This window comes from Priestia sp. 179-F W1.4 NHS, from assembly GCF_045369295.1.
GTDB classification, from domain to species: domain Bacteria; phylum Bacillota; class Bacilli; order Bacillales; family Bacillaceae_H; genus Priestia; species Priestia zanthoxyli.
Genome location: NZ_JBIQFF010000001.1, coordinates 1,604,083 through 1,628,584, shown reverse-complemented (window position 1 = coordinate 1,628,584; position 24,502 = coordinate 1,604,083). Strand labels below are relative to the sequence as shown.

The following is a 24,502-nucleotide window of genomic DNA, read 5'->3' as shown; positions in this document are numbered from 1 at the left end:
TTTCTCTTTTAAGCATCCTCCTTATCTTCCACTTTCAATAGACTTTCAAACATATGTATTTATGACTCTTCTGCTCCAACCATAATACTGATAAGATAGAGCGCTGTCATAACTGAACCGATTGTATCCCATATCAAATGAATATATTGGCTGGTCGCCATAAACAAGTATACGCTTAGCGACAGCAGCACCGTTCCGAACAAAAAAGACCATTTAAAGAATGACAGTGGCCGCTTGAACTTTATACGCAAACAAAAAATGAGAATAAAGCCTACTAGCGCCATCACAAAGAAACTAACGTTAAATAAATTGATAGTTATCACATTTGTTCACACTCCCTTTGCCCATGAAACTATTATAACATATTTTTCCTTATCTTCATTCTTTCTCTAGAAGCAAACGCGTCGAAAATTGTTTTTTAAATGTGTTTATGTCACAATATTTTTATAAAAATTCCAAGGAATGAGGGAATGCATTGACTACACCTGAAGCTCAAGATTCAAAATGGTCCATTTTAAATAAAGCCCTTCATAGTTCGCAATCTGGTATTATCGTGACGGATCCTTCTTTACCTGATAATCCAATTATTTACCTCAACCAAGGGTTTTCCCTTATGACCGGCTATAAGGAAGAAGAAGTATTAGGGGAAAATTGCCGTTTTCTACAAGGGTCTCTTACAAGCCCGCACCACGTTGATGAAATTCGCAGCGCTATAAGCCGCAATCAGTCAGTTTCTGTTACGCTTGTGAATTATCGAAAAGACGGCTCTTTCTTTCATAATCAGCTAACGATTGACCCGACATACGTAGAGGAAGAAGATAAATACTACTTTATTGGTGTTCAAAAAGACGTAACCATAGAAATTACAGCCCAGGAACAGCTTCAGCAAGCTTTAGAAGAAGTGGAAAGGCTATCCACTCCTATCGTGCCAATAGAAGAAGGAATCTCTGTTCTTCCATTAATCGGAACTTTAAACGAGCGGCGTATAGAAATGCTATTTAATAGTTTCACCTCGCGTAACACAAGCAGCAAAGATCGTTACTTAATCGTAGACGTCTCAGGGTTAGCTGGATTTAACGATTCATTCGGCCGTGATATTCTTAATATTTACAATTGGCTGAAGTTAATGGGAACTCAGCTCGTTTTAACCGGAATTTCCCCTAACATGGCCATACATATGAGCACTATAGAAGATGATATGTCCTTTATTTTAGTCTATCAAAGCATTAAAGATGCCTTACCGAAGCTAAAGCTATAAGCGCAAGAAGTGATGCCTTATGAAAAAGAGTTAAAATGCATGAAGATGTTAGTTAAAAAATGTTTATTTTTTAATAAATTGGGTTTGAGAGTTTACAGTTGGGGAAAACAAGGCGTATAGGAAAATAAATGCGCTTCATAATGGATTTATTTATAAGCATCCGCACTCTATGTCAGTGGATGCTTTTGTGCCTTTATTTATAAATCAATTAGACTATACATATGTAAGGAGAGTCTTCATGCATAGAAATCAGGACTTATATCAATTTTTTAAAGAACATTCTCTTCAATTAACTGAAGACTGGTACAATCAGCTCGATGATGAAAACGAGTTCTCCGTGTATTCGAGTAAAAATCCAGTAATTGTGAAAGAACTGAAGCAGCAAAATCAAGATTATTTTCAGCATTTATTTGACGTATTTATAAAAGATGAGGAGTACTTTTTTTCCGATTTCCAGCAGTGGTCGGTCGAACTTGCACGTGATCCAAAGCATTTAAGTACGCCTCTTCACTTTGTTATTCGAGAATATTTTAATTCACAAAAAATTGTCGTTAATTACTTAAAGAAGTTTGTCTCTTTGCATCCAGAAGAGGTAAGCGTGGATAAGATATTTATGTGGTATGACATTATTGTTAAAGCATTTGATCTATCTATTTATATCTTTATTCAAGAATATCATAAGAATACGCAAGAACAGTTGAACGCTCAGAAAGAGTTAATTAATGAATTAAGTTCTCCTGTGATCATGCTGCAAAACAAAGTTGCACTTCTGCCTCTGGTGGGAGATATTGGAACGGTTAAAAGTCAGTTTATTTTAGAAAACACGCTTCAGCAATGCTCAGAAAAAGACGTTGAACATTTATGTATTGACCTGCTCGGTGTAGCTACGATTGACACGATGATGGCACAAGAAATTTTTAATTTGGTAAAAGCTCTTCGTTTAATTGGGGTAGAAACCATTCTATCTGGAATTCGACCGGAAATTTCTCAAACTGCAATTCGCTTAGGGCTTTCGTTTGAACATGTTAAAACTACTTCTTCTCTTGCACAGGCGCTTAATTCTATTAGTTAAGCATATGACTCTCTATTACAGCATAGAGAGTCATATCTATGGCGTTTCAAATTTTACTGGGGTGTAATAGACACGCCCGATTAGCTTTTTTCCTTTGGTATCTTTCCAGTCCGCTACGAGTATATACCGATCGCTGCGAGAGGCAGAATCTACTGTAATAGCGGATGTTTTTTTTATGTCCTTTTTTTCTACTACGTTTTCATAAATAGACTGATTGCGGATTTGTTTGTAATAAAGCGCATTAGGTTTTTTACCATCTATTTTAATGGACACTTGACCACCTTGAGAGACGGGAATACTATCTTTCATAACAATTTGTCTGAAATTTTTTCGTTCGCCAAAATCAGCTTCACATTCGGTCCAGCAAAAAAATAAAGGCTTGATGATGGCTTCTTTACCTTCGGCTATTATTTTTATAGCGGGTGGATAAGGATCTTCAAGCGTTTCAGCTGTAGGAACCTGACATGCGGTTAATGAAAATAAACTAAATAGGATAACCACCACTTTTTTCATACTATGTCCTCCCTTTTTTGTGAACGTGGTGCACGTAAGTGAGTGGGTGCATAGTATACTCTTTCGCCTGCAACTAAAAGATTCCTTTTACAATCAACAAAAAAACAGCTGCCTATTTGTTTAGACAGCTGTTTTTTTCTATTTACTTAGCATGCTTATTTCTTTTTTCATATCTTTTTCTACATATTCCATTAAATCAGATACGTAGGTTTGAAGCGGTTTTGTTGCGTCTTTGTGATCATTCATCGTTAATTCATAAATGCTATCGATATTATCAATCATCAGTTCCATATCATCGATGACGCCCGTATGCTTATACATCGTTTTCATCGTAGGATCAAGGGAAGCTAATTCATTATATTCATAGTTTATCGTATTTGAAATATCATCGAGTTCATTGATAAATTGCTTTTTGGTTTTTTTTTCGGCCATAAGCTGATTATACTCTTTAAAAGCAGTTTGAAGGTTTTTCTGAGAGGCAGTCAATACTTTCAGCTGTTCTCGTCCTAAATAATAATCATAAATACTAGTAACAGTAAAATATCCCCCAAATGTGAGCGCGATTCCGACAACTAAACCTATCCAAAACGTGCTCGTTTTAAAAAAATGTTTCATAATGACTCCTTTTATCTGTGTTCTATGTACAACACTAGCTCATGCTGCTGCTTTTCCCTAGGATACACCAAAAACGAAGTGGAAGCTACACTTTTTTAAAATTTTGTCGAATTTTGTCTCTTGTTTCACAAGCTTCGGCACATTATTTTCCATCTCTATTTCTCCATCTGTATACATCAAATTCGTTAACCGCTGTAAAGCCAAGTTTTTCATAGGCTGGCTTTCCTGCACTTGTAGCATGCAAAATACACGTATCTGCCTGTTTTTTTGCTTCAGTAAGAACTTCCTTCAAATAGGCGGTAGCCAGGCCTTTTCTCCTCATATGTCTAGCTGTAGTGATACAGTACAAACCCGCTGTACCGTCATAAAAAAAGAGAGACCCAGCTACAGCTGGCCGGTTGTGATAAAGACCCAAATATAAGTGATATTGGTCAGTGTGCTGCATAAGCTCCCTAAACCTTTCAAGAAAGTCAGCTTGATATTCTTTTGGTTTTTGATAGCCGTCTATGTATACCGTTATCCATTCTTTCAATTCAGCTTCTGTGTGCACTCGCTTACATTGAAACCCTTCTACTCCTGTGTGTACGTATTCTTTTTCTTGAATGTGCTGAATCATTCCGATCCATTTTTCATAAGGAACAAATCCATTTTTATGAAGAACTGGCCTAAGGTTATCATATGAAGATGGACCAACAATCCATAGAGGTTCTTCCCCTTCCGAAGAGCACATCCCTAACGCAGTCTCAATACGACGGGTTCCTGCATATATGCCGCGATTATAAGGAGATGCAGAAATCCATTTCATTTCTGGTGTATCCACCTTCACAGATTTCTTCGTATGCTGAAAATACATCCAGTGCTGAATCAAGTGCTGTTCTACTATATCGCTTTGATTTTTTATTTTCACTTCATGTCTCCTCTCTCTTCTAAACTATGTTCCTTTTTCTATTATATACTAGTTAGTCTATTTTCTATGACTCTATCCCAGTTCTTAAGTCCTTTTCCAAGTTTTTTTATTTTTTTTGTTATTCTATGAATAGTTTTCTTTTAAGTGGGGTACTAACCTATATAAGCAATACATCATTAAAAAGGAGGATGATATTTATGTCATTTTTATGGGCACTTATTGTAGGTGGTATTATTGGGTGGCTTGCCGGATTAATTACGGGAAGAGACGTTCCAGGAGGTATTATTGGTAACATTATTGCTGGTTTTATCGGTTCTTGGTTAGGTTCAGCTATCTTTGGAAGCTTCGGACCAGTTGTAGGTGGATTTGCTATTATTCCTGCCATTATCGGATCAATCATTTTAGTATTAATCGTAAGTTTCATTATGAGAAAAATGCGTGGTAGTCATAAACATGCATAATAAATTATTATATTAGAAAAAGAACCTCTGTTGAAAAAGAGGTTCTTTTTTTATATGGAAAATTCTTAAGATTTACTATTTTTAATTTCATAATATTGAAAAATAAACCTATTAATGTTAATTTAACCATAATCACTATAAAAAAAGAGGAATTAACATGCTGCTTTCAACCCATCAAAAAGACAAATCTATGTACGAAATACTAATAGAAGAAATCGAACAGACACGAACGTTGATGATTCAAACGGCTGTCCGTGAAGGAATGGCAAGTCCTAACACACTTCAAGTTAGTCAATCATTAGATGCTTTATTAAATAAACTTCAAATTTTCTTCTATCAATAGAAGCCCATGAGTATGTAACCATATCATGGGCTTTTGTTTTATATTAGTCCGCCTGATTAACATATTCCACTGCTTGGTGAAGGCTACTGAAAGTCGTAATATCAACCAAATCTAATCCTAAGTTCACCATCGTCTGAGCAATTTCAGCACGGATACCGCTTAAAACCACTTGAATGCCTAATAATTTTAAAGCACCGATTACTTTAAAAATTTGGTCCGCTACCATCGTATCAATAATTGGAACGGCGTACAAATCAATAATCAACCAATTTAGCTTATAGTCACTGCCGTGCTGAAGGGCATTTTCCATTAAAATTTGAGCCCGATTTGTATCTAAATCCCCAACAAGAGGAATCACGCCAATTTCTTTCGTAATGCGTACCACAGGAATTGAAAGTTCATCAATTGCATAGCGAGCCGATTGGATTTTGTTTGCAAAGTCGGTCATATACGATTTACTAACCCAGTGCACGGCCTTATCTACTACTACGTTGAAACGAGAAATAACTTGATAGAAGGCATCAAACGTAAACGTTTCAGCTTTTGCTTCTTCTTTAATAATTTCCCCGATAATATTTCGGTAATAGCTGATTTCTTCTAATGCTACATCCAACGGAAGCTGAAGGGTAACGAGTAAATTCGCTACTTCTCTTCCCCATTCCTCAAGCACTTCAAAGTTTTTCGTATCATTTGTTGAGACAGAATCAGCGTATATTTGAATTAAATGAACGCGCCACGGTTCTAACTGTTGTTGAATATCTTTGTCTTCATCTTGTTTTTGTTTTGAGAACTCTTCTTTTTTTTCTAGAATTAAATTCGTAATGTGTTTAAGCTTTTTATCTAATAATAATGACTCCATATTGTTCTCCCGTTAAGAATTTGTTTACTTAAAATGATATCACAAATACCGTTAAAAAAAGTAAAACTAAGGGAAAAAGCTTTTAAAAATGAACCGGATGTCCTCTTTTGCGAATAGAATGAGCTAAATTGAATCCAAAATGTACATAAGCTGAACTTCTCTCCTTCATTTTATCGTTACGTTCACAGTGAATTCTCATACATAACATTTCAATTTGAAGTTAGACTATTTTAACATATATGATAAATAGATGAAAAAATGTAAAAGGGTTTGCAGCAAGCATGTCGCATGACAAAATGTGTTTTAGGAAAGACTGAAAAGGAATTCCCTATAAAAAGGAGGTTAGGTATATGTCATTTATTTGGACACTTATTGTTGGAGGACTTATCGGCTGGCTTGCCGGTGTGTTAACAGGACGAGATGTTCCAGGTGGAATTATCGGAAACATCATCGCTGGGTTCATTGGAGCATGGTTAGGCTCTCTAATTTTTGGAGATTTCGGTCCAGAGATCGGCGGATTCGCAATTGTTCCTGCAATTATTGGTGCTGTTATTTTAGTTTTAATTGTGAGTTTTGTTTTACGCAAAATGCGCGGAAATAATAATCATCGACACGCCTAAATAAAAAAGAGAAATCAGCGTCTTGATTTCTCTTTTTCCCTTACTTCTTATAGCAAGATGTTTTAATAATGGACCTACCTGTAAGTGTAATTCTTTATGGCTACATTTAATAATTGCTGCTTGTCACCTCTGACATTTAATATTTCTACACCCTCATATCAAGCGCGTTAGTAATAAGCACCTCTGTACCTTCGAGGTCCTCAAGCATATCGGTGAAGATAGCTTCAATATGAAAGGGTTCAGTTTTAGCTTTTATTGGACATTGTTTTATAGCTGCTTTCTATTTCGGTTCTACTAGTTCAATAAATGACCTTGCTTGTTTGCCCTTTAACTGTGCGTAGTGTGTATCTGTAGCTAATTCAACGGTTTCGTTGTCTAAGTTGACCCACATCCGGTAAGATTGTACCTTTATATCCTTTTTGGTTTCTACCGGTTCAAAGTGAAGAATGTAGTTAGGTTTTCGAATCATTTCAGCTTTTTCTTCTCTCCAGGATACATCTTTTAACCACTGCTGCACTTTCTGCACTTGATTTTGGTCTTTCATTTTAACCGCATGGCCATATTGATTATCGGCTATGTATTTTTCGATTACGAGCTTTTGTTCAACAGTACCGCTTGAAGCACTGCTTTGCTGACATCCTGTTATCACCCAACAAATAGCAATGAGAACTACTAATCCAGACCATACTTTTTTCATTTACATCTACCTTTCTTTTTGTAATTGAAATGAGATGTTCTTGCTGAATGATGCTACCAGCTGCTCGTTTTTAAATCTCTTTTTGCATTCTCTTTTCTTCCTATAAATCCCTGCTTCATTTGCTCAAAAAAACTGAATCCCCGAAAGGATCCAGTTTTTCGTTACGATTCGACATCTTCTATGACATGAACAGCGCGAATAGCGGCGTTTACTTTTGTATGTTGAACGTATTCTTTTGCTTCGTGTATCGTCATTGCTTCTACTTCTTGGTAATAAATCACGTTTCCCCATTCATATTCTACTGAATAACGATTTGACTTTTCCACATGGTATCCTCCTTATTGATGAACTAAAATTTGATCAATCAAGCCATATTCTTTTGCTTCATCCGCTGTAAAGAATGTATCTCGATCAGTGTCTTTATTAATCGTTGACAGCGATTGTCCTGTTCGTTCAGACAGAAGTTCATTTAGGTGGTCTTTTAAGCGCAAAATACGCTTCGCTCGAATTTCAATTTCAGCTGCTTGTCCTTTTGCTCCTCCTAGCGGCTGATGAATCATCACTTCGCTGTTAGGAAGAGCAAAACGTTTCCCTTTTTGACCGCCCGCTAGTAAAACTGAACCCATAGATGCTGCTAGCCCTATACACAATGTACTTACATCTGCACGTATAAGCTGCATCGTATCAAAAATAGCCATGCCCGCTGTAATGGACCCTCCCGGTGAATTAATATAAATGCTAATATCTTTTTCTGGGTTTTCTGCATCTAAAAATAAAAGCTGAGCGATAATGCTAGTAGCCACCTCATCCGTAACTTCACCTGTGAGCATAATCACTCGGTCGAGCCACAGCCTTGAATAAATGTCATAGGCACGCTCTCCTTTACTTGTTTGTTCTACTACATAGGGAGTTAAGTTCATGTGACCGCCTCTTTCCACTGAATTAATACGAGCAAATTTTTTTACTTTTGCACTGATTTCTTGATTTAAAAATGAATCCCCTATCAAATCTTCATCGGTAAATTTAATCATTAGAGAATGTCTTTCTTGCTGTATATGCAAGTGTTCATCGCGGTAAGTCACCGCAACTGCAATCTCTGCCTGTGGATATAAAACGGTCTCTTCCGTGTAGAGCTCTATTAATAAAGGTTCATCGTCAATATGTTTTACTTCGATTTGTCCTTGTGGGTTTTCACAGTACCCATTTAAGTTTCTTGTTTTGAACAAACCTTGGGGCAGCTGAATATCAATCGTGATGTTTTTAACTTTTATTTGCGATCGTTCAAATGTAATACATAGGTGGTTCATTCCTTCTTCTTTTTCCATTACTGATTTTGCTATGGCTAATTTAATCATGCGATGAATGATCCTTTAAAATCTTAGTAACAGACTCAATTACTTTTTGCCGTACGTCTGCTGATAAATTCCGATTCATAGCGACAAACACATCTTCATTGACTTGATGCATTTCTTGATTTCGAATTTGTTTGCTTTGGTAAAGAGGGAGCTGCGCACCTATACTTTTCACTTCTTCCACACTCATTGAACGCAGCGTTTCTTGAATGGAAGCTAGTGACTCCCCTGCTTTTGATAATGTTAAAGCGGCTCGAAAGTAATGAACATGCTGATCTGTATAGACGCGCTTATTTCCCACTAGCTCCAGCGGAGGAACAATTTCTATTTGCGTGTAATACCGCACCGTACGCAGGTTCAAGTCCGCACCTTCATTGTTTAAAAATTCCGTAATTTGCTTGCCTGTATATGTTTTCAAACAATCCCCCCTTTTCAGTTACAGTTAAATGTTACACTGTCATTATACTGTAAAGATATTCATTTTACAATTAAAACCATGGTAAATTTTAGATAAAATAACTGAGCATATAAATAAAAGGAACGAACCAAAGAGCCCAGGTCATATATCTCGGCTCTCTTTACTAAGTGAAAAAACAACAGGGTATATTTCAACCTATTCCTCCTGATACTTCTCGTGCTACACTTTAGTTATCTTAAAAAAGGAGAAAACATATGATGGGGAATCCAAGTATAGATTGCTTAGGGTGTCGGTTAGCAAATAACCAGGAGAAATCGCATGTGATATTTGAAGATTCCTTTGTGACATGCCTGCTAGACCACAAGCCGTTTAACGAAGGACATCTCTTAATTCTTCCTAAAGCACATATAGTGGAAATTGACGAATTCGATACGGAACACATATTGGCCGTGATGAATGCAGCGAAGCTAATGACAAAAGCAGTTAAGACGCTTTTTATTCCAGACGGAGTTACTCTCTCTCAAAACGGGGGTATGTTTAACGAGTTAACTCATTTTCACATGCACGTCGTTCCGAGATATAAAGAGGAGTGTTTCGGAGATTTTTATACGCAAATTCCCGAATATGCTGAAAATGATGACGTCTTGGCTGCAACAGCTCAGAAAATGCGCCGCGTCATTCAGCAAATGTCTTTATAAAAAAAACGGCTTCCTTATGGAAGCCGTTCTATTCACTGACGATCAAATAATGAACTTCCTGCAATACCAGGGTTCGTCATTTCAAATGGATTTAAAATGAGATCTAATTCCTCTTCTGTTAACACATCGTATTGAAGGCAAAGCTCACGAATTGGTTTTCCTGTTAAAATCGCTTCACGCGCAATACGCGATACGACTTCATAGCCTAAGTGAGGGTTAACAGCTGTAATAATCCCTACGCTTTTTTCTACATATTCTTTCATGCGCGTTTCGTTTGCTTCAATTCCTGCTAAACAGTGATCCGTAAAGCTTCTGAAACCGTTGTTCATGATGCTGATTGATTGAAGCAAGTTAAATACAAGCACAGGTTCCATAACGTTAAGCTCCATCTGACCTGCTTCTGAAGCAAGAGAGATCGTTTGGTCATTTCCCATTACTTGAAACGCAATTTGATTGATTAATTCAGCCATAACCGGGTTTACTTTTCCTGGCATGATTGAAGAACCAGGCTGACGAGCAGGAAGGCTGATTTCTCCTAGACCTGCACGAGGACCTGATGCCATTAAACGCAGGTCATTTGCAATTTTAGACATATTCGTCATACAGATTTTAAGCGCTGCAGATACTTCTGTATAAGCATCTGTATTTTGAGTAGCGTCCACTAAATGCTCTGCATGCACAAGCGGCAGACCGCTGATATCAGCTAAGTGTTTGACTACATTTTCAATATAGCGAGGATCTGCATTTAAGCCTGTTCCAACAGCTGTCGCCCCCATATTTACTTCATGCAAGTGGTCACGCGTTGCGCTGATACGCTTAATGTCGCGCGCTAACACGCGGCTGTATGCTTCAAACTCTTGACCAAGACGAACGGGTACAGCATCTTGAAGGTGCGTACGGCCCATTTTAATTACATGGTCAAATTCTTGCGCTTTTCGTTTAAATACATCATGCATATCATTCATTGTAACAAGAAGTTTATTTAATAAGTTCAGCGTTGAAATATGGATAGCCGTTGGAAATACATCATTTGTTGACTGAGACATATTCACATGGCTGTTAGGACTTAATTTACCGTATTCGCCTTTATTGTCTCCCATAATTTCAAGGGCACGGTTTGCAATCACTTCATTAGCATTCATATTCATTGACGTTCCTGCTCCGCCTTGAATAGGATCCACAATAAAGTATTCATGCCACTGACCTGCTAAGATTTCATCAGCTGCTTGCACAATCGCATTTCCAATACCTTCATATAAACGCTTTGTGTCCATATTTGCAAGCGCTGCCGCTTTTTTTACGATAGCAAGCGCTTTAATCATTTCTTCATGTACTTTATAACCCGTAATCGGGAAATTTTCTACGGCACGTGCGGTTTGTACACCGTAGTATACGTCTGCTGGAATTTGTTTTTCTCCTAGAAAATCAGCTTCTGTACGATATCCTGCTGTTTCTTGTTTCATGGCTGTACCTGCTTTCTTTTTTAATTAATATCTTCTGCAATCGACGTTTCCATCATCTTTTTCACTTGGTGAGGGTCTTTGGTTTGTCCGAGCACCCACATTAATTTAGGAACAATGGCTTCTGTGTTCATGTTTTTTGAGCGAACGACGCTGTCATGATTAATCATTCGGCCTACTTCATAAATGCCCATGTCTTCTCCTTCTTCAAGGCACTGAGTAGTAATGACAACGGATACACCGTGATTTGTCAATTCAATAAGCTTGGCTAAAATATTGCGAACTTGAAATGGAATTCCTCCACTTCCATAGCTTTCAACAACAACGCCTTGATATACATCTTTTAATCCATCGAAAAATTCAGGCTTAATGCCGGGAAAAAGTTTGACAACTGCCACATCCGTACAAAGAGATGTATTAACCGTCAACTCTTCTTTACTAGAGCGAATGGATTTTGTATATTCCACCGTATTATCATGGATAGACGCCACGTATGGATAGTTAATGCTTTCAAATGCATCATAACTTTTTGTACGAAGCTTAATTGCTCTTGTGCCTTGAATCACACGACCGTCAAAGACTACATAGACTCCGCCTGTTTCCTCACATGCAAAGCGAATCGCATCTGCAATATTGCGCTTCGCGTCCGTTTTACTAAATGAAATAGGAATTTGAGATCCTGTAATCGCAATTGGTTTTTTAGAATGCTGAAGCATGTAAGAAAGAGCTGCCGATGTGTAGGCCATTGTATCTGTTCCATGGGTAATAACAAAACCATCGTATTCATTATAATGCTCTTCAATCGCTTTTGCCATCTCTATCCAACATTCAGGCTGCATATTTGTACTATCAAGATTCATAAGAGATTTGCTGTCAATTTGACAATGTTCATTTAAATCAGGTATGTAGCTTAGTAATTGATCTGGCTCCATTCCAGGAACAAGTCCATTTTCACCTTCAAGTGAAGCGACCGTTCCGCCAGTTGATAACAATAATAGTTTTTTCAAAACCGACATCCCCTTTGCTTAATTTCTGTAAAAAAACCTGACAATCTATCAAATAAATTATATTCATTTCGCGTACTTCACCTGTAATTATAGTAACCAAAATTCAATAAATCAAGAGAAAAATTATTCGTTTCGCGTACACTTTTCTCTACAGCAATGATATAATGAATAAAAATGTAAATTAGCTCACGATTTGATTACAAAGATCTGCGCGCGAGCTGAATGCCTCGGTTTTTTACATACTACACCTACAAAGGAGCGTCATGAATGTTAAGCAGATTAGCTCAACTCAGGAAAGAAAAAAAATGGTCTCTTCAATATACAGCTGACCAGCTTGAAATTGCTAAAAGCACCTACGCAGGATACGAATCTGGCTATCGTCGTCCTTCTCTTGAAGCACTCGTTACAATCGCAGAACTATTTGATACATCAACAGACTACTTGCTAGGTAAGGAAAAGGAACCTCATTCTCCTTCAGATGCACCCATCGAATTAACATCGCCTCAAACTCATAGAATTACGGTCGACGGTGCGGAACTATCTCAAGAAGAAATTCAGCAGCTGACGGCCTTTATTCGTGCTAAAAGACAAATTGAAAAAGAAACTGCACCTTCTTCAATTTAAAGAAGATTAGAAGCAGGTTGCTTCTAATCTTCTAGCTGCATGTCTAAATAAGCTACTACTTCTTTTGTTATTTCCTCTTCTGTTTCTTCCATCAGCTCTCCGGTTATCTTGCTGCCTGGGAGCTTCTTCGAAGATCGAATGCCCCAAAATGTGCGTACACAGTGCCAGATAGGAATAAAAAGACCATCTAAAAACTCATCTTTTTCTAAAATACCCACTTGAATAGTGGCGTGATAACCAGGGTGAAAAGGATTTTCCCCTTCACGGATCACATCTACAGAGATTTCCATCCCCTTTTTTTCAAAAGCTTCTTTATATTGTTCATATATGGATTTGAGAAGTTCTTGCATAGACCTTTCAACCTTATGTATATGCTTTTCTAACTGCGGCGTAAATTGTTTTGCTGTGTATTCCATCTATTTCCCTCTTCTTTCGGTTCCCTATCTATTATTTTAGCGACTTTTATTTTATTGTATCATAGGAAAAGCTTTTATCTGTCTAGCAGAAAACCCCGCTTTTTTATAGAAAAGCGGGGTTCATACATACCTTTATTAGCAATACCTTACATTGCTTTATCTTGTTTAGAAGATGATTTTAATTTTTTATTTTTAGTTGGATCTGGCTCATTAGAAGACATGATGATGTTTCCTTCGCCGTTGCACACTTTGCACTTTATCAATCCAAATTTCTTACCGGCTCCTTGGCATTGTGGACAAACATATCGAATTGGCATAAACTGTACCTTCCTTTTTTCTAATTTATACCTGCGCCTTGAAAGCGCCTGTGGTTAGTTTATAGTTTCATTATAAATTGTACAATCCACCCTATCAAGACGTGCCAAATTGCACATCTTCAATGACAAGAAATTCTTCCTTTCTAAAATTCACCTAAAAAATGAGTCGATAGACAGGAGAATTTCTATTGTTGTTAAAAGGCAATACGTCAGAGGAAGTTTCTTATTGGATATAATTAGCGAATCTCCGCGCTAAAAATTTTACTTTTTTTCGTGAATATAAAGGTTAAACAACCGTTTTATCTCGAATTTCTTTTGAAATGGTTACGTCTTTCCAAAGCTGTTCGTATTTATAGCCCGTTAAACTTTCACAAACTGCTTTCGCTTCAGGAGTAACGGCGGTCGCCGGGCCGCCCTTTTTTCTTCTTTCAATTTCAGCTAATAAAATTTTGTGATTTTTCGGACTTATTTTAAACCATATGGTTGCTATAATTCCCATGAGAATTAAAATAGCAGGTACAATCATGAACAGCTTTTGTAAGCCGGCTAGCGTAGACGCTGACTGCTCGGCATTTGGTACATAGCCAATATTCTTTAAGGCAATACCAACAAGAAAAATCGCAAGCGCCTGAGACGATTTTCGAATAAATGACATCAGCCCTGCATACACGCCTTCTCGTCTTTTTGTCGTAATCATCTCATCTACATCTGATACAAACGGCAGTACATTCCATGGAATCATGATCGCTCCCGAATGACCGCTTCCTAAAAAAAATGCCGCTAAGTAAATAAGAACTAACGAGCTATCTGTTGTTAGGAAACTGAATAAAATAATGCCCGTTCCCCAAATGACCATGCTGAAGTTATAGGTTAATTTATTTCCTAACTTAATGGCTATGTACGTAACAAGAGGAATAAATAGCACTTGTGTAATTTGCACAAAGCTCAGGGTATCTGCATAAATCGCTTCGCGCAGCATGTAATAGGCAATAAAATAAAAGAAAAGAGCATTAAATACATCCATTGCAATGTAAGATGCTAAATACATGGCAAGATACACGTTAAACGACTTGTTTTTAAATGCACTTCCAAAACTGATAAACAGCTGCTTAAATTCTAACCAAAATCCGTTCTTCTTTTTTCGTTCCACTACTTCTCCGCTATCCCAAGTTCCTTTATAGACAAAAATCCATGGAAGAGCAAAAAGAAGACCAAAGATAATGCCCATAATTAAATATCCTTGTCCACCTGGAAACGCATCAATGATTCGTTTCGGGAAAAAAGCACCTAAAAATGAAGCCCCTTGTGAAAAGACCATGCGTATTCCCGTCATTTTCGAACGAATACTATAATCTGTCGTCATTTCTGCTGCTAGCGTGTTGTAAGGAACCATCACCATACCAAACGCCGTGTTAAATAAAAGATAGGCTAAGATAAAATAGGTGTATTTAAACATATGTGAGCCTTCAATAGGAATCCACAGCATACTGAACGTGATCGCAACTGGAATGATTCCAAAAAGAAAAAAGACTCTTCTTCGTCCTTTTTTTGTCTGAAGATGATCAGATATGTACCCAATGGTTGGATCTAATAAAGCATCCCACACTTTTCCAAGAGCTACAATCGTTCCTGCTTCTACAGGAGAAAGCCCGACTACATCCGTTAAAAACACCATAAACAATGTGCCGATAATAAAAAAGGATCCTCCCCCAAACAAATCCCCAAATCCATACGCTACCATATTACGAAAGCGCACTTGTTTTGTTTTCCCTTGCATATGCAGCCCTCCCCCTGAGTAAATAGACTAGCTTCTTTTGTTATTCACTTTTTTCTATTTTACCAAACTATTCCTTGAAAAATAAGGAATATGTCATCTGTTCTGCTCAAAAAAATAAGATGCTTCCTACTTATATAAATAGAAAAGCAGCTGGGTAAAACGTTCTTCTTTATGTCCTATTATAAGTTGACTTTTTGTTCACAGCTGTTATAATTCAACCCATTGCTAGTTATTTAGCTATAAAATGCAAACTTGAACATTTGACATCTGAGCTGTGACGAATAAAATAATAAGTATGAAACCTATTGATATCTTTAAAGCATTATCTAATGAAACTCGATTAAATATATTAGAGTGGTTAAAAGAACCTGAAAAGCATTTTAAAGACAAACAAGCACATTTGCCTAAGGAGGTCAGCAGCAGAGGCGGTGTTTGCGTGGGAGATATTCAAGAAAAAGCTCAGCTGTCTCAGTCAACAGTATCCAGCTATCTTTCCATGATGCAAAAAGCAGGTTTGTTAGAGTCAATTCGGCACGGTCAATGGACATACTATCGCCGAAATGAAGAAACGCTTCAAGAGCTTTCTTCATTCTTACGAAAAAAACTTTAACGAGTTTTTTTCACTCGTTATATCTATTTTTCTAGATATACAAATATAAAGAAATATTGGAGTGATAAACGTGAAGTTGTTGGTTTATTTAGTTGCGGTTCTAGGCGGCGCTGCTTTAAGTATGGAAGGCGCAATTGCCGGAGAACTTGGAAAAACAGTGGGCAAACTTGAAAGCAGTTATTATATTTTTATCATGGGAACGCTCATTTTAGGTCTGACCACTTTATTTGCTGGAAAAGGAGATTTACCTTACGTCTTAAAAGCACCTAAGTGGAATTTAACCGGCGGTTTATTAGGTACGGTTTATTTAACAATTCTAGTGATTAGTATCCCCTTTATCGGAATTGGTGTTTCAATGGTTGCGGTTATTGTGGGCCAAATGATTACAAGCATGACCATTGAGCATTTTGGTTGGCTTGGCAGCAGCAAAATTAAAATTAACAAAGAACGCGTAATGGCTATTGTATGTATGGGAATTGCGCTTGTACTTATTTTCTAGGAGGGTTTTACGATGAGTTTATTGATGGTAATACTTACCTTAATAGGAGGATTAACGCTAAGCGCTCAGTCTTCTATTAACGGTACTTTAAGTAAAAAAACAGGTACGTTTGAAACAGCTTTTTTAACCTTTGCAACAGGTGCCATGATTTTAACGATTGTCGTGGTCTTCTTTGGACAAGGAAACATTCTCTCTGTTTTTGATGTCCCTAAATGGCAGCTTACTTGCGCTTTATTCGGAGCATCTTATTTGTTTCTAACCGTTTTAGCCGTTCCTAAAATTGGCGTAACAGCAGCTAATATTTCAACTGTTATCGGTCAGTTATTTGCAAGTATGATTATCGACCATTTTGGCTGGTTTGGAAGCAAGGAAGTACCCTTCGATCTATCCCGCTGGATTGGTGTAGCATTTATGTTATTAGCTCTTTATTTTATTTTCAAAGGCAATAAGAAAACAGCAGCATAAAATATTCATGAAAATAGCCAAGTGTCCCTATGTAAAGGCGCACTTGGCTATTTTTGTACGTAAACCGCGTTTGAATTTTCAATCAATTATTTAGAACATATTTTATTTAAACGAAATTGGTTTTTAATCAGGTGAATTTCACAAAAAACTGTGCATACCTTCATGCCTTTGTTCAAAAGATATAGAGGCAGATCTAGAAAATCGGCTACATAAACGAACAGGTAAGGTGGGTTTTTTCGTGGGAAAATTTTTGTTTTTAGCAGCATTTGTCTTTTTTTGTTTTACGCTTTCCATTTCCGCAGAAGAAAATATACCAGAAGAAAATATAGAATCACACGTAAGTCAGCCTGTTGTAAAAGATTTTATTTATCAATCTCTTGAACCTTGGGTACATCAAGATATTACTTCTCATTATGAGAAGGTGTACGGTAAACAGCATAAAAAAGTAAAAGTTCGCCCGATTAAAAAAGATGATATCGGAATACAAATGGGTGAGATACAGCCAGGTAAAGGCGGTAAGTTCACTCATATTGTGCGGGTAAAAATCCTAAACTTGAAAGTAAAACCTGAGGGAGAAGATGAATTCTTTGCAACGGATACGCTTATTTACAAAGTGAATATCAACGAACTTTCTGCTGAAAATGATGTAGAAAACGTCGTAAAACTACTCGAATATAAACATCAAGAAAGATAAAGGCCCAAAAAGCCAATTCTTACCCCTTTTGAAGGTATTTATTCCGCTATTCAAAAGGGGCTTTATTATGAAGCGTGTTTTCTCTTCACAATTTTAGGGAATATAACTACCACTTATCCCCTAATTTTTTCATATTGCTAGTGCATAAGATACGAACTTGATAACTTTTTGTCGGTTTTTATCTATTTCTGTAGGGTTTCTTGTAGGATGAAAAAGAAAGTAAAGCGCTTTAATTGCTATGACAGAAAGGTTGAGGATAGCTGTCCTACATAACTGGAAATCAATAGGTATTAAGAACTGCATGTAACGACAAAAGTTGACAGCGAAAGATTTCAGAATAATAATAATAAAGCAACAACGTTTAAATGAAAGACTTATTTTACATGAAAGGTGTTAGTCAGATGAACAATTTACATCGAAGAATGGGAACATTCGCGTTAACCATGACGGGACTTGGATCAATTATTGGTTCCGGCTGGTTATTTGGAGCGTGGCGAGCAGCTCAAATTGCAGGGCCGGCTGCTATTTTATCATGGGTCATTGGAATGGTCGTTATTTTATTTATTGCACTTTCTTACAGTGAATTAGGATCCATGTTTCCCGAAGCCGGCGGGATGGTCAAGTATACGCAGTACTCACACGGTTCGTTTATTGGTTTTATTGCTGCTTGGGCAAACTGGATTGCAATTGTATCCGTTATTCCAGTCGAAGCAGTAGCTTCTGTACAGTATATGAGTTCGTGGCCTTGGAAGTGGGCACAGTGGACAAGCCACCTCGTAGAAAAAGGAACGTTAACTGGCGAAGGATTAGCTATCGCTACTGTGCTATTGATTATTTACTTTTTACTGAATTATTGGACAGTTGGACTATTTTCCAAAGCCAACTCGTTAATTACTATTTTTAAAATTGTTATACCAGGACTTACAATCGGAGCACTTTTATTTGTAGGCTTTCACGGCGAGAACTTCACTTCTGGAAGCAGCATCGCACCAAACGGCTGGGCTAGCGTGCTTACAGCTGTTGCTACGTCTGGGATTGTGTTTGCTTTTAACGGTTTTCAAAGCCCTATTAATATGGCGGGAGAAGCGAAAAATCCGGGCCGCTCCATTCCGATTGCGGTAGTAGGCTCAATTTTAGTTGCTACAGTCATTTATTTGCTTCTACAAATTGCATTTATCGGGGCAGTAAATCCTTCTGATATTGCGAAGGGATGGAGTCATTTAAACTTTAACTCTCCGTTTGCAGATTTAGCCATTGCCCTTAACATTAACTGGCTTGTCATTGTCCTGTATGCAGATGCGTTTGTTTCACCATCTGGAACGGGTATTACGTATACAGCTACTACTGCTCGAATGATTTATGGTATGGAACAAAATAAATATTTGCCAAGTGTCCTAGGACGCCTTCATCCGATTTATGGTGTTCCGCGTCAAGCCATGTTTTTTAACTTAGCTGTTGCTCTTATCTTTTTGTTTTTATTTCGGGGCTGGGGCGTGCTTGCTGAAATTATTTCAGTCGCTACGCTTATCTCTTACATTACAGGTCCTGTTACGGTTATGACGCTAAGACGAACTGGCAGCGATTTATATCGCCCCCTTCGTTTAAAAGGATTAAGCATCATTGCGCCGCTTGGTTTTATTTTTGCCTCTTTAACCTTATATTGGGCGCGCTGGCCGCTAACTGGACAAGTTTTGTTTATTATTTTAATCGGCCTTCCTATTTATTTTTATTATCAAGCAAAGGCTAAATGGAAAGGCTTTCGACAGAACTTCAAAGGCGGCGTATGGATGGTTGTATACTTACTTTGTATGATGACTATTTCCTGGCTTGGAAGCGAAAAGTTTGGCGGCCTTAATGTTATTAAATACGGATGGGATATGGGAATTATTGTTATTGTTTCTCTTCTCTTCTACACATGGGCTTTAAAAAGCGGCTTCAAAACTGAGTATTTAGAGAATGGAAGAAAAGTAAATGACGACTTAAAAGCAGCAGTGAATGAAACAGCAGCTTCTAAAGAGTCATAACAAAAGCACCTTGCATAAGCAAGGTGCTTTTTAGTGAGCAGTTCTAACTTTTTTCAGCACGTCTTCGATCGTAATTTGATCTAAATGCCTGATGACGCTTTGCTCACTCTCTGTAAAAATGTCGTCCATCACTGTTTGAATGTTTGATTTCACAATACAGTCAGCGTCAGGGTCGCCGCTGCACCAGTGAGGCTTCAACGTTCCTGTCGATATAACTCGGTAAATCAGCCCAAGACTTATTTCAGCAGGGCTGCAGCCTAAAGTATAACCACCCCCTAGCCCTTCTTTTGTCCGAACCAAGTTGTTTTTTCTGAGTGTACTCATTGTTTTCCGAACCCGTGCAGGATTGGTACAGATGTTATAAGCAATCAATTCACTGCTTGCTCGGTGATCTGGTAAATTTGCTAGGAACACTAAGCTGTGCACGGCAATGGTAAATTCACTGTTCATCTTCCATAAACCACCTTTTTTCTTTCTCTACTGCAACGTTAAGTGACACAGTTCAAAAAGTCAAGAGAGCAAGGAAGGAAAGAAGAACTGTAGCTTTATTTATTCACGGTCTTCTTTTTCTATACTTTCTACTTCGTTAGCTGAGTTGATTTCAAGGTATACCGTCTTTTCTTTTAAACTGCCTTTTTCTTCTTTTTCAAAATCTGTGCTTTTTTGATACGTTTTTTTGCCGTTTGGAACTTTTACCGTTAGATGTTTGTTACTTTCTTCTATAAAAATACCCACAACTTTACGTTCGTTTCCATCTTGTTCGTATACGCCATCTTTATCTGCTTTTGCTTTTGGAGTTAATTCAATACTAATTGCTTCTTGTGTAGCTGCGTCAATCTCAGCTTCTACTTCTTTATTAAGCATATCTTTTAGCTGTGAGCCTTCCACTTCCATCCCAGAGCTCTTTGGTACTTTAACAAGTTGATCATCAATATTCAGAGTCATTTCTTTTTCAGCGTCTTTTTTTAACGTACCGATCAAGTCAAAATCTTCTTCTTTCCCCTTTTTAATGTCTGGGTCGCTCGAATACTGCTGTAGCTTTGTCAATTCTTGACGGTCTTCAATTGGTTTTTCCTCTGCTTTATGATTGTCGGATTTTGTCTTGTTAGCTGGTTCACCTGAACAAGCTGCCGCACTTCCAATCATACATAGAGTGACTAAGGACAGGATTCCTTTTGTTAGCTGTTTTTGCATATGTATTCTCCTTTTTCTTTTTTATTTCCACCTTTATACATATGTAAAACAAAAAAGTGAAACATAACGACATCCAGGAAACCTACGCTTACCCTACCAATGAAAAAATCCGAACGGATTGAATTCTTTATAAAGAATCAAACCCATTCGGATTTTCTTTCAACTAAAACACTTTTGTCCTAGCTTCTTTTTAAAGCTGCTGTTGCTTCAATATATGATTCGCTTCTTCTAAGTAAGTCACATACGCCTGTACTTGTTTATCACCGTAATTATCTAGTTCAAACAGCGCTTCTTGTATAAAATTAAAATTATCAATAATATGCTGTGTTTTCATGCCTCGGCTTGTGAGTAAATTGTTTAACCATAAGGCATAGTCCGTAAAAATTTGCAGATTATCTAACTTATATGTTGTCTCAAGATACTTCATATGATAATGATTATCTTCATGACATCTTTCTTTGCCGCGCTCTCCGAATTTTTCGAGCAAAGAAGGTTCTAACTCGTAGATTTTCTCCGTTACTCTTTCGACGATCTTATTAACGGGAAGTGAACTCATCGTGCCACCACTTTGTACTGAGAAACTTTTGGGATGACAGCTGCCAGTTCTTGATCAGGGTACTTTTTCTCTAAATCATGAATACGCTTAAAATCTTCGCTTCGTACCCAGCTTAAATAATTCTCTTTCGTATCAAATGTAAGCTGAACGGTGAGCTCCCCTGCTCGCTTATCGTTTTGAAGAAGTAGAAAATCTACAAATCCTGGAGCCTCGTCAACTGATTTTGAACGATTTTTATAAATTCCAATCACTTCTTCAGCTTTTTCATCCGGTACATTAAATGTTGAAAATACGGTGTACATCTTGGTTCCTCCCTTTATGATACAAAACCTGGGTTCTTTTCTCTTTATTGTACATCATACGGGAGATGAAATGGTGTTACGTTTAGATTTCACTGGGGTTACAGCAGGTCTTTAACATAAAAATCCCTTTGAAACAGCGTTTCAAAGGGATTTTCTATCTGTTATTAGTTTTCGATTTTTGTTAATTGTTCTGTATGTGTTTTTACACGTGCTGGATCAATTGTAATACGGGCAACGCCTGAATCCATTGCTGCTTTTGCTACAGACTCTGCTACAGCTGGCGCTACGCGAGGATCAAATGGTCCAGGGATCACGTAATCTGCGTTTAGCTCTTCTTCTGTAATAAGGGCTGCAATTGCTTCAACAGCAGCTTTTTTCATTTCTTCGTTAATATGAGTAGCGCGAACGTCTAACGCACCGCGGAAAATTCCAGGGAATGCAAGAACGTTATTTACTTGGTTAGGGAAGTCTGAACGACCTGTTCCAATAACAGCCGCTCCTGCTTCTTTTGCAGCGTCTGGCTTGATTTCGGGATTAGGATTTGCCATCGCAAAGATAATTGCATCTTCATTCATTGATTTAACCATCTCTTGAGATAATGCATCTGCTGCAGATACGCCGATAAATACATCTGCGTCTTTAATTACATCGCTTAGCGTACCGCTTTCTTTGTTTACGTTTGTATAAGAAGCCACTTCCGCTTTTACTTTGTTCATACCTTGAGGGCGTCCTTCATAAATAGCACCTCTTGTATCACACATAATCATGTCACGTACGCCGTAAGAATAAAGAAGTTTTGTAATGGCAATGCCGGCAGCTCCTGCTCCGTTTAAGACGATTTTTAAGTCTTCCATTGGTTTATTGACAATTTTTAGTGCATTTACAAGTCCTGCTACCGTTACGATCGCTGTACCGTGCTGATCATCATGGAACACAGGAATATCTACTTCTTTTTTCAGGCGCTCTTCAATTTCAAAGCACTGTGGAGCTGCGATATCTTCTAAGTTAATGCCTCCGAATGTATGAGCCATTAATTTCACAGTTTCAACAATTTTATCTGTATCTGTTGTATCAAGTGCAATTGGGAATGCATCTACGCCTGCAAAGCTTTTAAATAAAATTGCTTTTCCTTCCATAACGGGAAGTGAAGCCGCAGGTCCGATATTTCCAAGACCAAGGACAGCCGTACCATTTGTCACAACGCCGACCATGTTTCCTTTCATTGTGTAATCATACACCGTTTCTGGATGTTCATGAATTTCTTTACAAGGTTCTGCTACTCCCGGAGAGTAAGCTAAACTTAAATCTTGAGCGTTTTGAACTTCAACTTTTGATTTAACTTCTAACTTACCTTGTTTTTCTTGATGCATATGTAGTGCTTGATCACGTAGTGACATAATTGTATTCTCTCCTTTTTTTCTATACATTTAAATTTTTTAATGAATTTATTTAACACTTGCTTTTTATCTCCATAATTGTAAGACAACCTGACTGAATAAATTCACAGACAAGTGCCATTATGAAACAAGAAACATAAAAAGTAAACTATCTTGCTTAAACGACTGCTGCGCTTTGTCAATATAAAGTATAGACGTGTCGGCAACTCTTGTTTGTCTTACTTCAAGTTGTCTGATATACAGACAACTTAGAAAGCATACAAGCGCTCACTATAGCGCTTTCAAATACGTTTCAGCAAAATCGACGGCTTTAGGCATTGAAAAGAAGTATGCACGTGCTGAACCAATTTTTTCAGCTTTTATTCCTTTTGCTTCAATAAACGCTTCACCTATCTCTTCAAACAGCCCTTCTCGAAACTCTAATTCTTTATACGTCTTCCATACTCGCTTTCCTGAATCTATAACTGGAGATCCTTTTTGAATCACATTTCGATATGGAATCCGATATTCTGCTAGATGAAAAGAAGTATTATTCCCAAACCCGACACCTAATAATAAAACAAAGGCATGTTTTTTGTAAAGCCTTTCAAGAGGAGAATTTTCGCCTAAACTAAATTCAAGGGGATGATCTCTTAAGATGTCTTCGCTGTCCTTTCCCCAAGCGGCGAATGAATACATTGGATGGCTGCTTCTTCTTACGCCAGGATATGTTCGAAAAGTTTCCACAATTTGTCCCATCCCGCTTGTTGGCGTGTGGGCTGGATCATATGCAGGCATCGTTTCCCGAATAGTTTCCCACCACTCTTTTGGCACAGCCGGATTGCCCCATTCTGATGGATCCGAAAGATCGACCGACTGTGACGGCATAACGATCGTTCCTTCCTCTGTCACTGTCTCCATTAAAGCTTGAACAACGGCTACTGAACCTCCGTTTACCCACCCTAATGAAGATAGCGAAGAATGAACCATGATAGTCATCCCTTGTGTGATGCCTAACCTGCGTAAATCTTCTTTTAACATCTCTTTCGTTCTAGGATGATCTGTTGCTTGGACAATGTGCTTCATCGTAAGCTCCTTACTTATAGTGCTGCTAGAATGTATTGCTGAACTCTAGAAATATATGTAAAACTTATGTTTCCATAATAGTAAGAATAACATCAATTGTCAAATTATTTAAAGTAATATAAAAACTTAGTTTTATTCATATCAGTTATCATACAACTGACTTGTTGGTAAGGTTTATTTCCTTCAATTATCCTACTATAATAACCGCTATTGAGGTCTTTCAATAAATTAAAAAGAAGAATATTCCTATAAATAAAAGAAATACTAAGGAAGCTATACATA

The 24,502-nt window shown here is 37.6% G+C and carries 33 protein-coding genes; 12 read left to right on the top strand and 21 right to left on the bottom strand.

Translation table 11 applies throughout. From position 1 onward, the window contains the following. Window positions 1–59: 59 nt before the first annotated feature. Entirely contained in the window at window positions 60–323 is a 264-nt protein-coding gene (locus ACH0CI_RS08885; protein WP_335707748.1) for a hypothetical protein, read from the bottom strand. Window positions 324–475: 152 nt separating this feature from the next. Between ACH0CI_RS08885 and ytvA the strand changes: the two genes are divergently transcribed. Both ytvA and ACH0CI_RS08875 read left to right on the top strand, forming a co-directional pair. Then, window positions 476–1,258 (top strand): YtvA family blue-light photoreceptor, encoded by a 783-nt coding sequence (gene ytvA, locus ACH0CI_RS08880; RefSeq protein ID WP_335707747.1) that lies wholly within the window; start codon window positions 476–478, stop codon window positions 1,256–1,258. Window positions 1,259–1,496: 238 nt separating this feature from the next. Further along, window positions 1,497–2,330: an STAS domain-containing protein gene (locus ACH0CI_RS08875; RefSeq protein WP_335707746.1), complete on the top strand. Its 834-nt coding sequence runs from the start codon at window positions 1,497–1,499 to the stop codon at window positions 2,328–2,330. Window positions 2,331–2,366: 36 nt separating this feature from the next. On the opposite strand, the gene ACH0CI_RS08870 is transcribed toward ACH0CI_RS08875, so the two are convergent. The 3 genes from ACH0CI_RS08870 to ACH0CI_RS08860 form a co-directional block, all read right to left on the bottom strand. Continuing rightward, the gene (locus ACH0CI_RS08870) at window positions 2,367–2,843 is read right to left on the bottom strand and encodes a hypothetical protein (protein WP_335707745.1); all 477 of its coding nucleotides are present in this window, start codon (window positions 2,841–2,843) and stop codon (window positions 2,367–2,369) included. Window positions 2,844–2,981: 138 nt separating this feature from the next. Next, complete coding sequence (locus ACH0CI_RS08865; RefSeq protein WP_014459392.1) at window positions 2,982–3,458, bottom strand: hypothetical protein; 477 nt, start codon at window positions 3,456–3,458, stop codon at window positions 2,982–2,984. A gap of 142 nt (window positions 3,459–3,600) precedes the next feature. Beyond that, window positions 3,601–4,365 carry a GNAT family N-acetyltransferase gene (locus ACH0CI_RS08860; protein ID WP_335707744.1) on the bottom strand — a complete coding sequence of 255 codons (765 nt, stop codon included), beginning with the start codon at window positions 4,363–4,365 and terminating at the stop codon, window positions 3,601–3,603. A 197-nt stretch (window positions 4,366–4,562) separates the two neighbouring features. Here ACH0CI_RS08860 and ACH0CI_RS08855 point away from each other — a divergent pair, with 197 nt between their 5' ends. Together ACH0CI_RS08855 and ACH0CI_RS08850 are read left to right on the top strand one after the other, a co-directional pair. Further along, window positions 4,563–4,826 carry a GlsB/YeaQ/YmgE family stress response membrane protein gene (locus tag ACH0CI_RS08855; protein ID WP_013083841.1) on the top strand — a complete coding sequence of 88 codons (264 nt, stop codon included), beginning with the start codon at window positions 4,563–4,565 and terminating at the stop codon, window positions 4,824–4,826. A 157-nt stretch (window positions 4,827–4,983) separates the two neighbouring features. Further along, window positions 4,984–5,169 (top strand): Spo0E family sporulation regulatory protein-aspartic acid phosphatase, encoded by a 186-nt coding sequence (locus ACH0CI_RS08850; RefSeq protein ID WP_335707407.1) that lies wholly within the window; start codon window positions 4,984–4,986, stop codon window positions 5,167–5,169. 43 nt (window positions 5,170–5,212) lie between these two features. Here ACH0CI_RS08850 and ACH0CI_RS08845 read toward each other — a convergent pair whose 3' ends face one another. Further along, a complete protein-coding gene (locus ACH0CI_RS08845) occupies window positions 5,213–6,028 on the bottom strand; it encodes an STAS domain-containing protein (protein ID WP_335707406.1) in 816 nt (271 codons plus the stop codon). A gap of 350 nt (window positions 6,029–6,378) precedes the next feature. Between ACH0CI_RS08845 and ACH0CI_RS08840 the strand changes: the two genes are divergently transcribed. Then, entirely contained in the window at window positions 6,379–6,648 is a 270-nt protein-coding gene (locus ACH0CI_RS08840; protein ID WP_013083843.1) for a GlsB/YeaQ/YmgE family stress response membrane protein, read from the top strand. Between the two features lie 280 nt (window positions 6,649–6,928). Here ACH0CI_RS08840 and ACH0CI_RS08835 read toward each other — a convergent pair whose 3' ends face one another. The 4 genes from ACH0CI_RS08835 to ACH0CI_RS08820 form a co-directional block, all read right to left on the bottom strand. Then, window positions 6,929–7,345: a YhfM domain-containing protein gene (locus tag ACH0CI_RS08835; protein WP_028414382.1), complete on the bottom strand. Its 417-nt coding sequence runs from the start codon at window positions 7,343–7,345 to the stop codon at window positions 6,929–6,931. A gap of 161 nt (window positions 7,346–7,506) precedes the next feature. Beyond that, the gene (locus ACH0CI_RS08830) at window positions 7,507–7,671 is read right to left on the bottom strand and encodes a hypothetical protein (protein ID WP_165573521.1); all 165 of its coding nucleotides are present in this window, start codon (window positions 7,669–7,671) and stop codon (window positions 7,507–7,509) included. Window positions 7,672–7,683: 12 nt separating this feature from the next. Continuing rightward, a complete protein-coding gene (clpP, locus tag ACH0CI_RS08825) occupies window positions 7,684–8,265 on the bottom strand; it encodes an ATP-dependent Clp endopeptidase proteolytic subunit ClpP (RefSeq protein WP_406901381.1) in 582 nt (193 codons plus the stop codon). 427 nt (window positions 8,266–8,692) lie between these two features. Beyond that, window positions 8,693–9,115, bottom strand: a complete 423-nt coding sequence (locus ACH0CI_RS08820) for a MerR family transcriptional regulator (RefSeq protein ID WP_406901267.1) — start codon at window positions 9,113–9,115, stop codon at window positions 8,693–8,695. A 254-nt stretch (window positions 9,116–9,369) separates the two neighbouring features. Here ACH0CI_RS08820 and ACH0CI_RS08815 point away from each other — a divergent pair, with 254 nt between their 5' ends. Beyond that, window positions 9,370–9,813, top strand: a complete 444-nt coding sequence (locus tag ACH0CI_RS08815) for an HIT family protein (protein ID WP_335707404.1) — start codon at window positions 9,370–9,372, stop codon at window positions 9,811–9,813. A gap of 32 nt (window positions 9,814–9,845) precedes the next feature. On the opposite strand, the gene aspA is transcribed toward ACH0CI_RS08815, so the two are convergent. Next, window positions 9,846–11,276 carry an aspartate ammonia-lyase gene (gene aspA / locus ACH0CI_RS08810; protein WP_014459383.1) on the bottom strand — a complete coding sequence of 477 codons (1,431 nt, stop codon included), beginning with the start codon at window positions 11,274–11,276 and terminating at the stop codon, window positions 9,846–9,848. Between the two features lie 20 nt (window positions 11,277–11,296). Beyond that, window positions 11,297–12,280, bottom strand: a complete 984-nt coding sequence (locus tag ACH0CI_RS08805; RefSeq protein ID WP_335707403.1) for an asparaginase — start codon at window positions 12,278–12,280, stop codon at window positions 11,297–11,299. A gap of 267 nt (window positions 12,281–12,547) precedes the next feature. Here ACH0CI_RS08805 and ACH0CI_RS08800 point away from each other — a divergent pair, with 267 nt between their 5' ends. Then, window positions 12,548–12,904 (top strand): helix-turn-helix domain-containing protein, encoded by a 357-nt coding sequence (locus ACH0CI_RS08800; protein WP_028414387.1) that lies wholly within the window; start codon window positions 12,548–12,550, stop codon window positions 12,902–12,904. Between the two features lie 23 nt (window positions 12,905–12,927). Here ACH0CI_RS08800 and ACH0CI_RS08795 read toward each other — a convergent pair whose 3' ends face one another. From ACH0CI_RS08795 to ACH0CI_RS08785, 3 genes are all read right to left on the bottom strand, one after another. Next, window positions 12,928–13,320 (bottom strand): hypothetical protein, encoded by a 393-nt coding sequence (locus tag ACH0CI_RS08795; protein ID WP_406901266.1) that lies wholly within the window; start codon window positions 13,318–13,320, stop codon window positions 12,928–12,930. 146 nt (window positions 13,321–13,466) lie between these two features. Then, window positions 13,467–13,637: a hypothetical protein gene (locus tag ACH0CI_RS08790; protein WP_013083852.1), complete on the bottom strand. Its 171-nt coding sequence runs from the start codon at window positions 13,635–13,637 to the stop codon at window positions 13,467–13,469. 286 nt (window positions 13,638–13,923) lie between these two features. Further along, the gene (locus ACH0CI_RS08785; RefSeq protein WP_049165429.1) at window positions 13,924–15,414 is read right to left on the bottom strand and encodes an MFS transporter; all 1,491 of its coding nucleotides are present in this window, start codon (window positions 15,412–15,414) and stop codon (window positions 13,924–13,926) included. 295 nt (window positions 15,415–15,709) lie between these two features. Between ACH0CI_RS08785 and ACH0CI_RS08780 the strand changes: the two genes are divergently transcribed. The 4 genes from ACH0CI_RS08780 (at window position 15,710) to ACH0CI_RS08765 (ending at window position 17,682) form a co-directional block, all read left to right on the top strand. After that, complete coding sequence (locus tag ACH0CI_RS08780; RefSeq protein WP_013083854.1) at window positions 15,710–16,024, top strand: ArsR/SmtB family transcription factor; 315 nt, start codon at window positions 15,710–15,712, stop codon at window positions 16,022–16,024. Between the two features lie 70 nt (window positions 16,025–16,094). Continuing rightward, window positions 16,095–16,523, top strand: coding sequence for a DMT family transporter (locus ACH0CI_RS08775; protein ID WP_406901265.1), 429 nt, complete (start codon window positions 16,095–16,097; stop codon window positions 16,521–16,523). A gap of 12 nt (window positions 16,524–16,535) precedes the next feature. Next, the gene (locus ACH0CI_RS08770; protein WP_013057779.1) at window positions 16,536–16,988 is read left to right on the top strand and encodes a DMT family transporter; all 453 of its coding nucleotides are present in this window, start codon (window positions 16,536–16,538) and stop codon (window positions 16,986–16,988) included. 238 nt (window positions 16,989–17,226) lie between these two features. Continuing rightward, on the top strand, window positions 17,227–17,682 hold the full coding sequence (locus tag ACH0CI_RS08765; protein ID WP_014459377.1) for a hypothetical protein: 456 nt from the start codon (window positions 17,227–17,229) through the stop codon (window positions 17,680–17,682). Here ACH0CI_RS08765 and ACH0CI_RS08760 read toward each other — a convergent pair. Next, window positions 17,653–17,736 (bottom strand): KxYKxGKxW signal peptide domain-containing protein, encoded by an 84-nt coding sequence (locus tag ACH0CI_RS08760; protein WP_368485975.1) that lies wholly within the window; start codon window positions 17,734–17,736, stop codon window positions 17,653–17,655. The genes ACH0CI_RS08765 and ACH0CI_RS08760 overlap by 30 nt on opposite strands. A 347-nt stretch (window positions 17,737–18,083) precedes the next feature. Here ACH0CI_RS08760 and ACH0CI_RS08755 point away from each other — a divergent pair, with 347 nt between their 5' ends. Continuing rightward, window positions 18,084–19,706 carry a glutamate/serine transporter AimA gene (locus ACH0CI_RS08755; RefSeq protein WP_335707399.1) on the top strand — a complete coding sequence of 541 codons (1,623 nt, stop codon included), beginning with the start codon at window positions 18,084–18,086 and terminating at the stop codon, window positions 19,704–19,706. 30 nt (window positions 19,707–19,736) lie between these two features. Here the strand turns inward: ACH0CI_RS08755 and ACH0CI_RS08750 are convergent, their stop codons facing one another. From ACH0CI_RS08750 to ACH0CI_RS08725, 6 genes are all read right to left on the bottom strand, one after another. Next, the gene (locus tag ACH0CI_RS08750; RefSeq protein ID WP_063247319.1) at window positions 19,737–20,156 is read right to left on the bottom strand and encodes an Rrf2 family transcriptional regulator; all 420 of its coding nucleotides are present in this window, start codon (window positions 20,154–20,156) and stop codon (window positions 19,737–19,739) included. Window positions 20,157–20,255: 99 nt separating this feature from the next. Further along, a complete protein-coding gene (locus ACH0CI_RS08745; RefSeq protein ID WP_335707398.1) occupies window positions 20,256–20,900 on the bottom strand; it encodes a hypothetical protein in 645 nt (214 codons plus the stop codon). Window positions 20,901–21,090: 190 nt separating this feature from the next. Beyond that, window positions 21,091–21,456, bottom strand: coding sequence for a hypothetical protein (locus ACH0CI_RS08740; RefSeq protein WP_025751140.1), 366 nt, complete (start codon window positions 21,454–21,456; stop codon window positions 21,091–21,093). Continuing rightward, complete coding sequence (locus ACH0CI_RS08735) at window positions 21,453–21,758, bottom strand: antibiotic biosynthesis monooxygenase family protein (protein ID WP_013057785.1); 306 nt, start codon at window positions 21,756–21,758, stop codon at window positions 21,453–21,455. The genes ACH0CI_RS08740 and ACH0CI_RS08735 overlap by 4 nt, the downstream gene beginning before the upstream one ends. 164 nt (window positions 21,759–21,922) lie before the next feature. Further along, entirely contained in the window at window positions 21,923–23,155 is a 1,233-nt protein-coding gene (gene ystJ / locus ACH0CI_RS08730) for an NADP-dependent malic enzyme (protein ID WP_335707397.1), read from the bottom strand. Between the two features lie 270 nt (window positions 23,156–23,425). After that, a complete protein-coding gene (locus tag ACH0CI_RS08725; RefSeq protein ID WP_406901264.1) occupies window positions 23,426–24,220 on the bottom strand; it encodes an AAC(3) family N-acetyltransferase in 795 nt (264 codons plus the stop codon). Window positions 24,221–24,502 lie beyond the last annotated feature (282 nt).

What these genes read in the sequence shown, in the direction of transcription:
- ACH0CI_RS08875 (WP_335707746.1), top strand. Translation starts at nt 1,497, where the DNA reads ATGCATAGAAATCAGGACTTATATCAATTTTTTAAAGAACATTCTCTT.
- ACH0CI_RS08870 (WP_335707745.1), bottom strand. Translation starts at nt 2,843, where the DNA reads ATGAAAAAAGTGGTGGTTATCCTATTTAGTTTATTTTCATTAACCGCA.
- ACH0CI_RS08865 (WP_014459392.1), bottom strand. Translation starts at nt 3,458, where the DNA reads ATGAAACATTTTTTTAAAACGAGCACGTTTTGGATAGGTTTAGTTGTC.
- ACH0CI_RS08855 (WP_013083841.1), top strand. Translation starts at nt 4,563, where the DNA reads ATGTCATTTTTATGGGCACTTATTGTAGGTGGTATTATTGGGTGGCTT.
- ACH0CI_RS08850 (WP_335707407.1), top strand. Translation starts at nt 4,984, where the DNA reads ATGCTGCTTTCAACCCATCAAAAAGACAAATCTATGTACGAAATACTA.
- ACH0CI_RS08845 (WP_335707406.1), bottom strand. Translation starts at nt 6,028, where the DNA reads ATGGAGTCATTATTATTAGATAAAAAGCTTAAACACATTACGAATTTA.
- ACH0CI_RS08840 (WP_013083843.1), top strand. Translation starts at nt 6,379, where the DNA reads ATGTCATTTATTTGGACACTTATTGTTGGAGGACTTATCGGCTGGCTT.
- ACH0CI_RS08835 (WP_028414382.1), bottom strand. Translation starts at nt 7,345, where the DNA reads ATGAAAAAAGTATGGTCTGGATTAGTAGTTCTCATTGCTATTTGTTGG.
- clpP (WP_406901381.1), bottom strand. Translation starts at nt 8,265, where the DNA reads ATGAACTTAACTCCCTATGTAGTAGAACAAACAAGTAAAGGAGAGCGT.
- ACH0CI_RS08815 (WP_335707404.1), top strand. Translation starts at nt 9,370, where the DNA reads ATGATGGGGAATCCAAGTATAGATTGCTTAGGGTGTCGGTTAGCAAAT.
- aspA (WP_014459383.1), bottom strand. Translation starts at nt 11,276, where the DNA reads ATGAAACAAGAAACAGCAGGATATCGTACAGAAGCTGATTTTCTAGGA.
- ACH0CI_RS08800 (WP_028414387.1), top strand. Translation starts at nt 12,548, where the DNA reads ATGTTAAGCAGATTAGCTCAACTCAGGAAAGAAAAAAAATGGTCTCTT.
- ACH0CI_RS08795 (WP_406901266.1), bottom strand. Translation starts at nt 13,320, where the DNA reads ATGGAATACACAGCAAAACAATTTACGCCGCAGTTAGAAAAGCATATA.
- ACH0CI_RS08790 (WP_013083852.1), bottom strand. Translation starts at nt 13,637, where the DNA reads ATGCCAATTCGATATGTTTGTCCACAATGCCAAGGAGCCGGTAAGAAA.
- ACH0CI_RS08785 (WP_049165429.1), bottom strand. Translation starts at nt 15,414, where the DNA reads ATGCAAGGGAAAACAAAACAAGTGCGCTTTCGTAATATGGTAGCGTAT.
- ACH0CI_RS08780 (WP_013083854.1), top strand. Translation starts at nt 15,710, where the DNA reads ATGAAACCTATTGATATCTTTAAAGCATTATCTAATGAAACTCGATTA.
- ACH0CI_RS08770 (WP_013057779.1), top strand. Translation starts at nt 16,536, where the DNA reads ATGAGTTTATTGATGGTAATACTTACCTTAATAGGAGGATTAACGCTA.
- ACH0CI_RS08755 (WP_335707399.1), top strand. Translation starts at nt 18,084, where the DNA reads ATGAACAATTTACATCGAAGAATGGGAACATTCGCGTTAACCATGACG.
- ACH0CI_RS08750 (WP_063247319.1), bottom strand. Translation starts at nt 20,156, where the DNA reads ATGAACAGTGAATTTACCATTGCCGTGCACAGCTTAGTGTTCCTAGCA.
- ACH0CI_RS08745 (WP_335707398.1), bottom strand. Translation starts at nt 20,900, where the DNA reads ATGCAAAAACAGCTAACAAAAGGAATCCTGTCCTTAGTCACTCTATGT.
- ACH0CI_RS08740 (WP_025751140.1), bottom strand. Translation starts at nt 21,456, where the DNA reads ATGAGTTCACTTCCCGTTAATAAGATCGTCGAAAGAGTAACGGAGAAA.
- ACH0CI_RS08735 (WP_013057785.1), bottom strand. Translation starts at nt 21,758, where the DNA reads ATGTACACCGTATTTTCAACATTTAATGTACCGGATGAAAAAGCTGAA.
- ystJ (WP_335707397.1), bottom strand. Translation starts at nt 23,155, where the DNA reads ATGTCACTACGTGATCAAGCACTACATATGCATCAAGAAAAACAAGGT.
- ACH0CI_RS08725 (WP_406901264.1), bottom strand. Translation starts at nt 24,220, where the DNA reads ATGAAGCACATTGTCCAAGCAACAGATCATCCTAGAACGAAAGAGATG.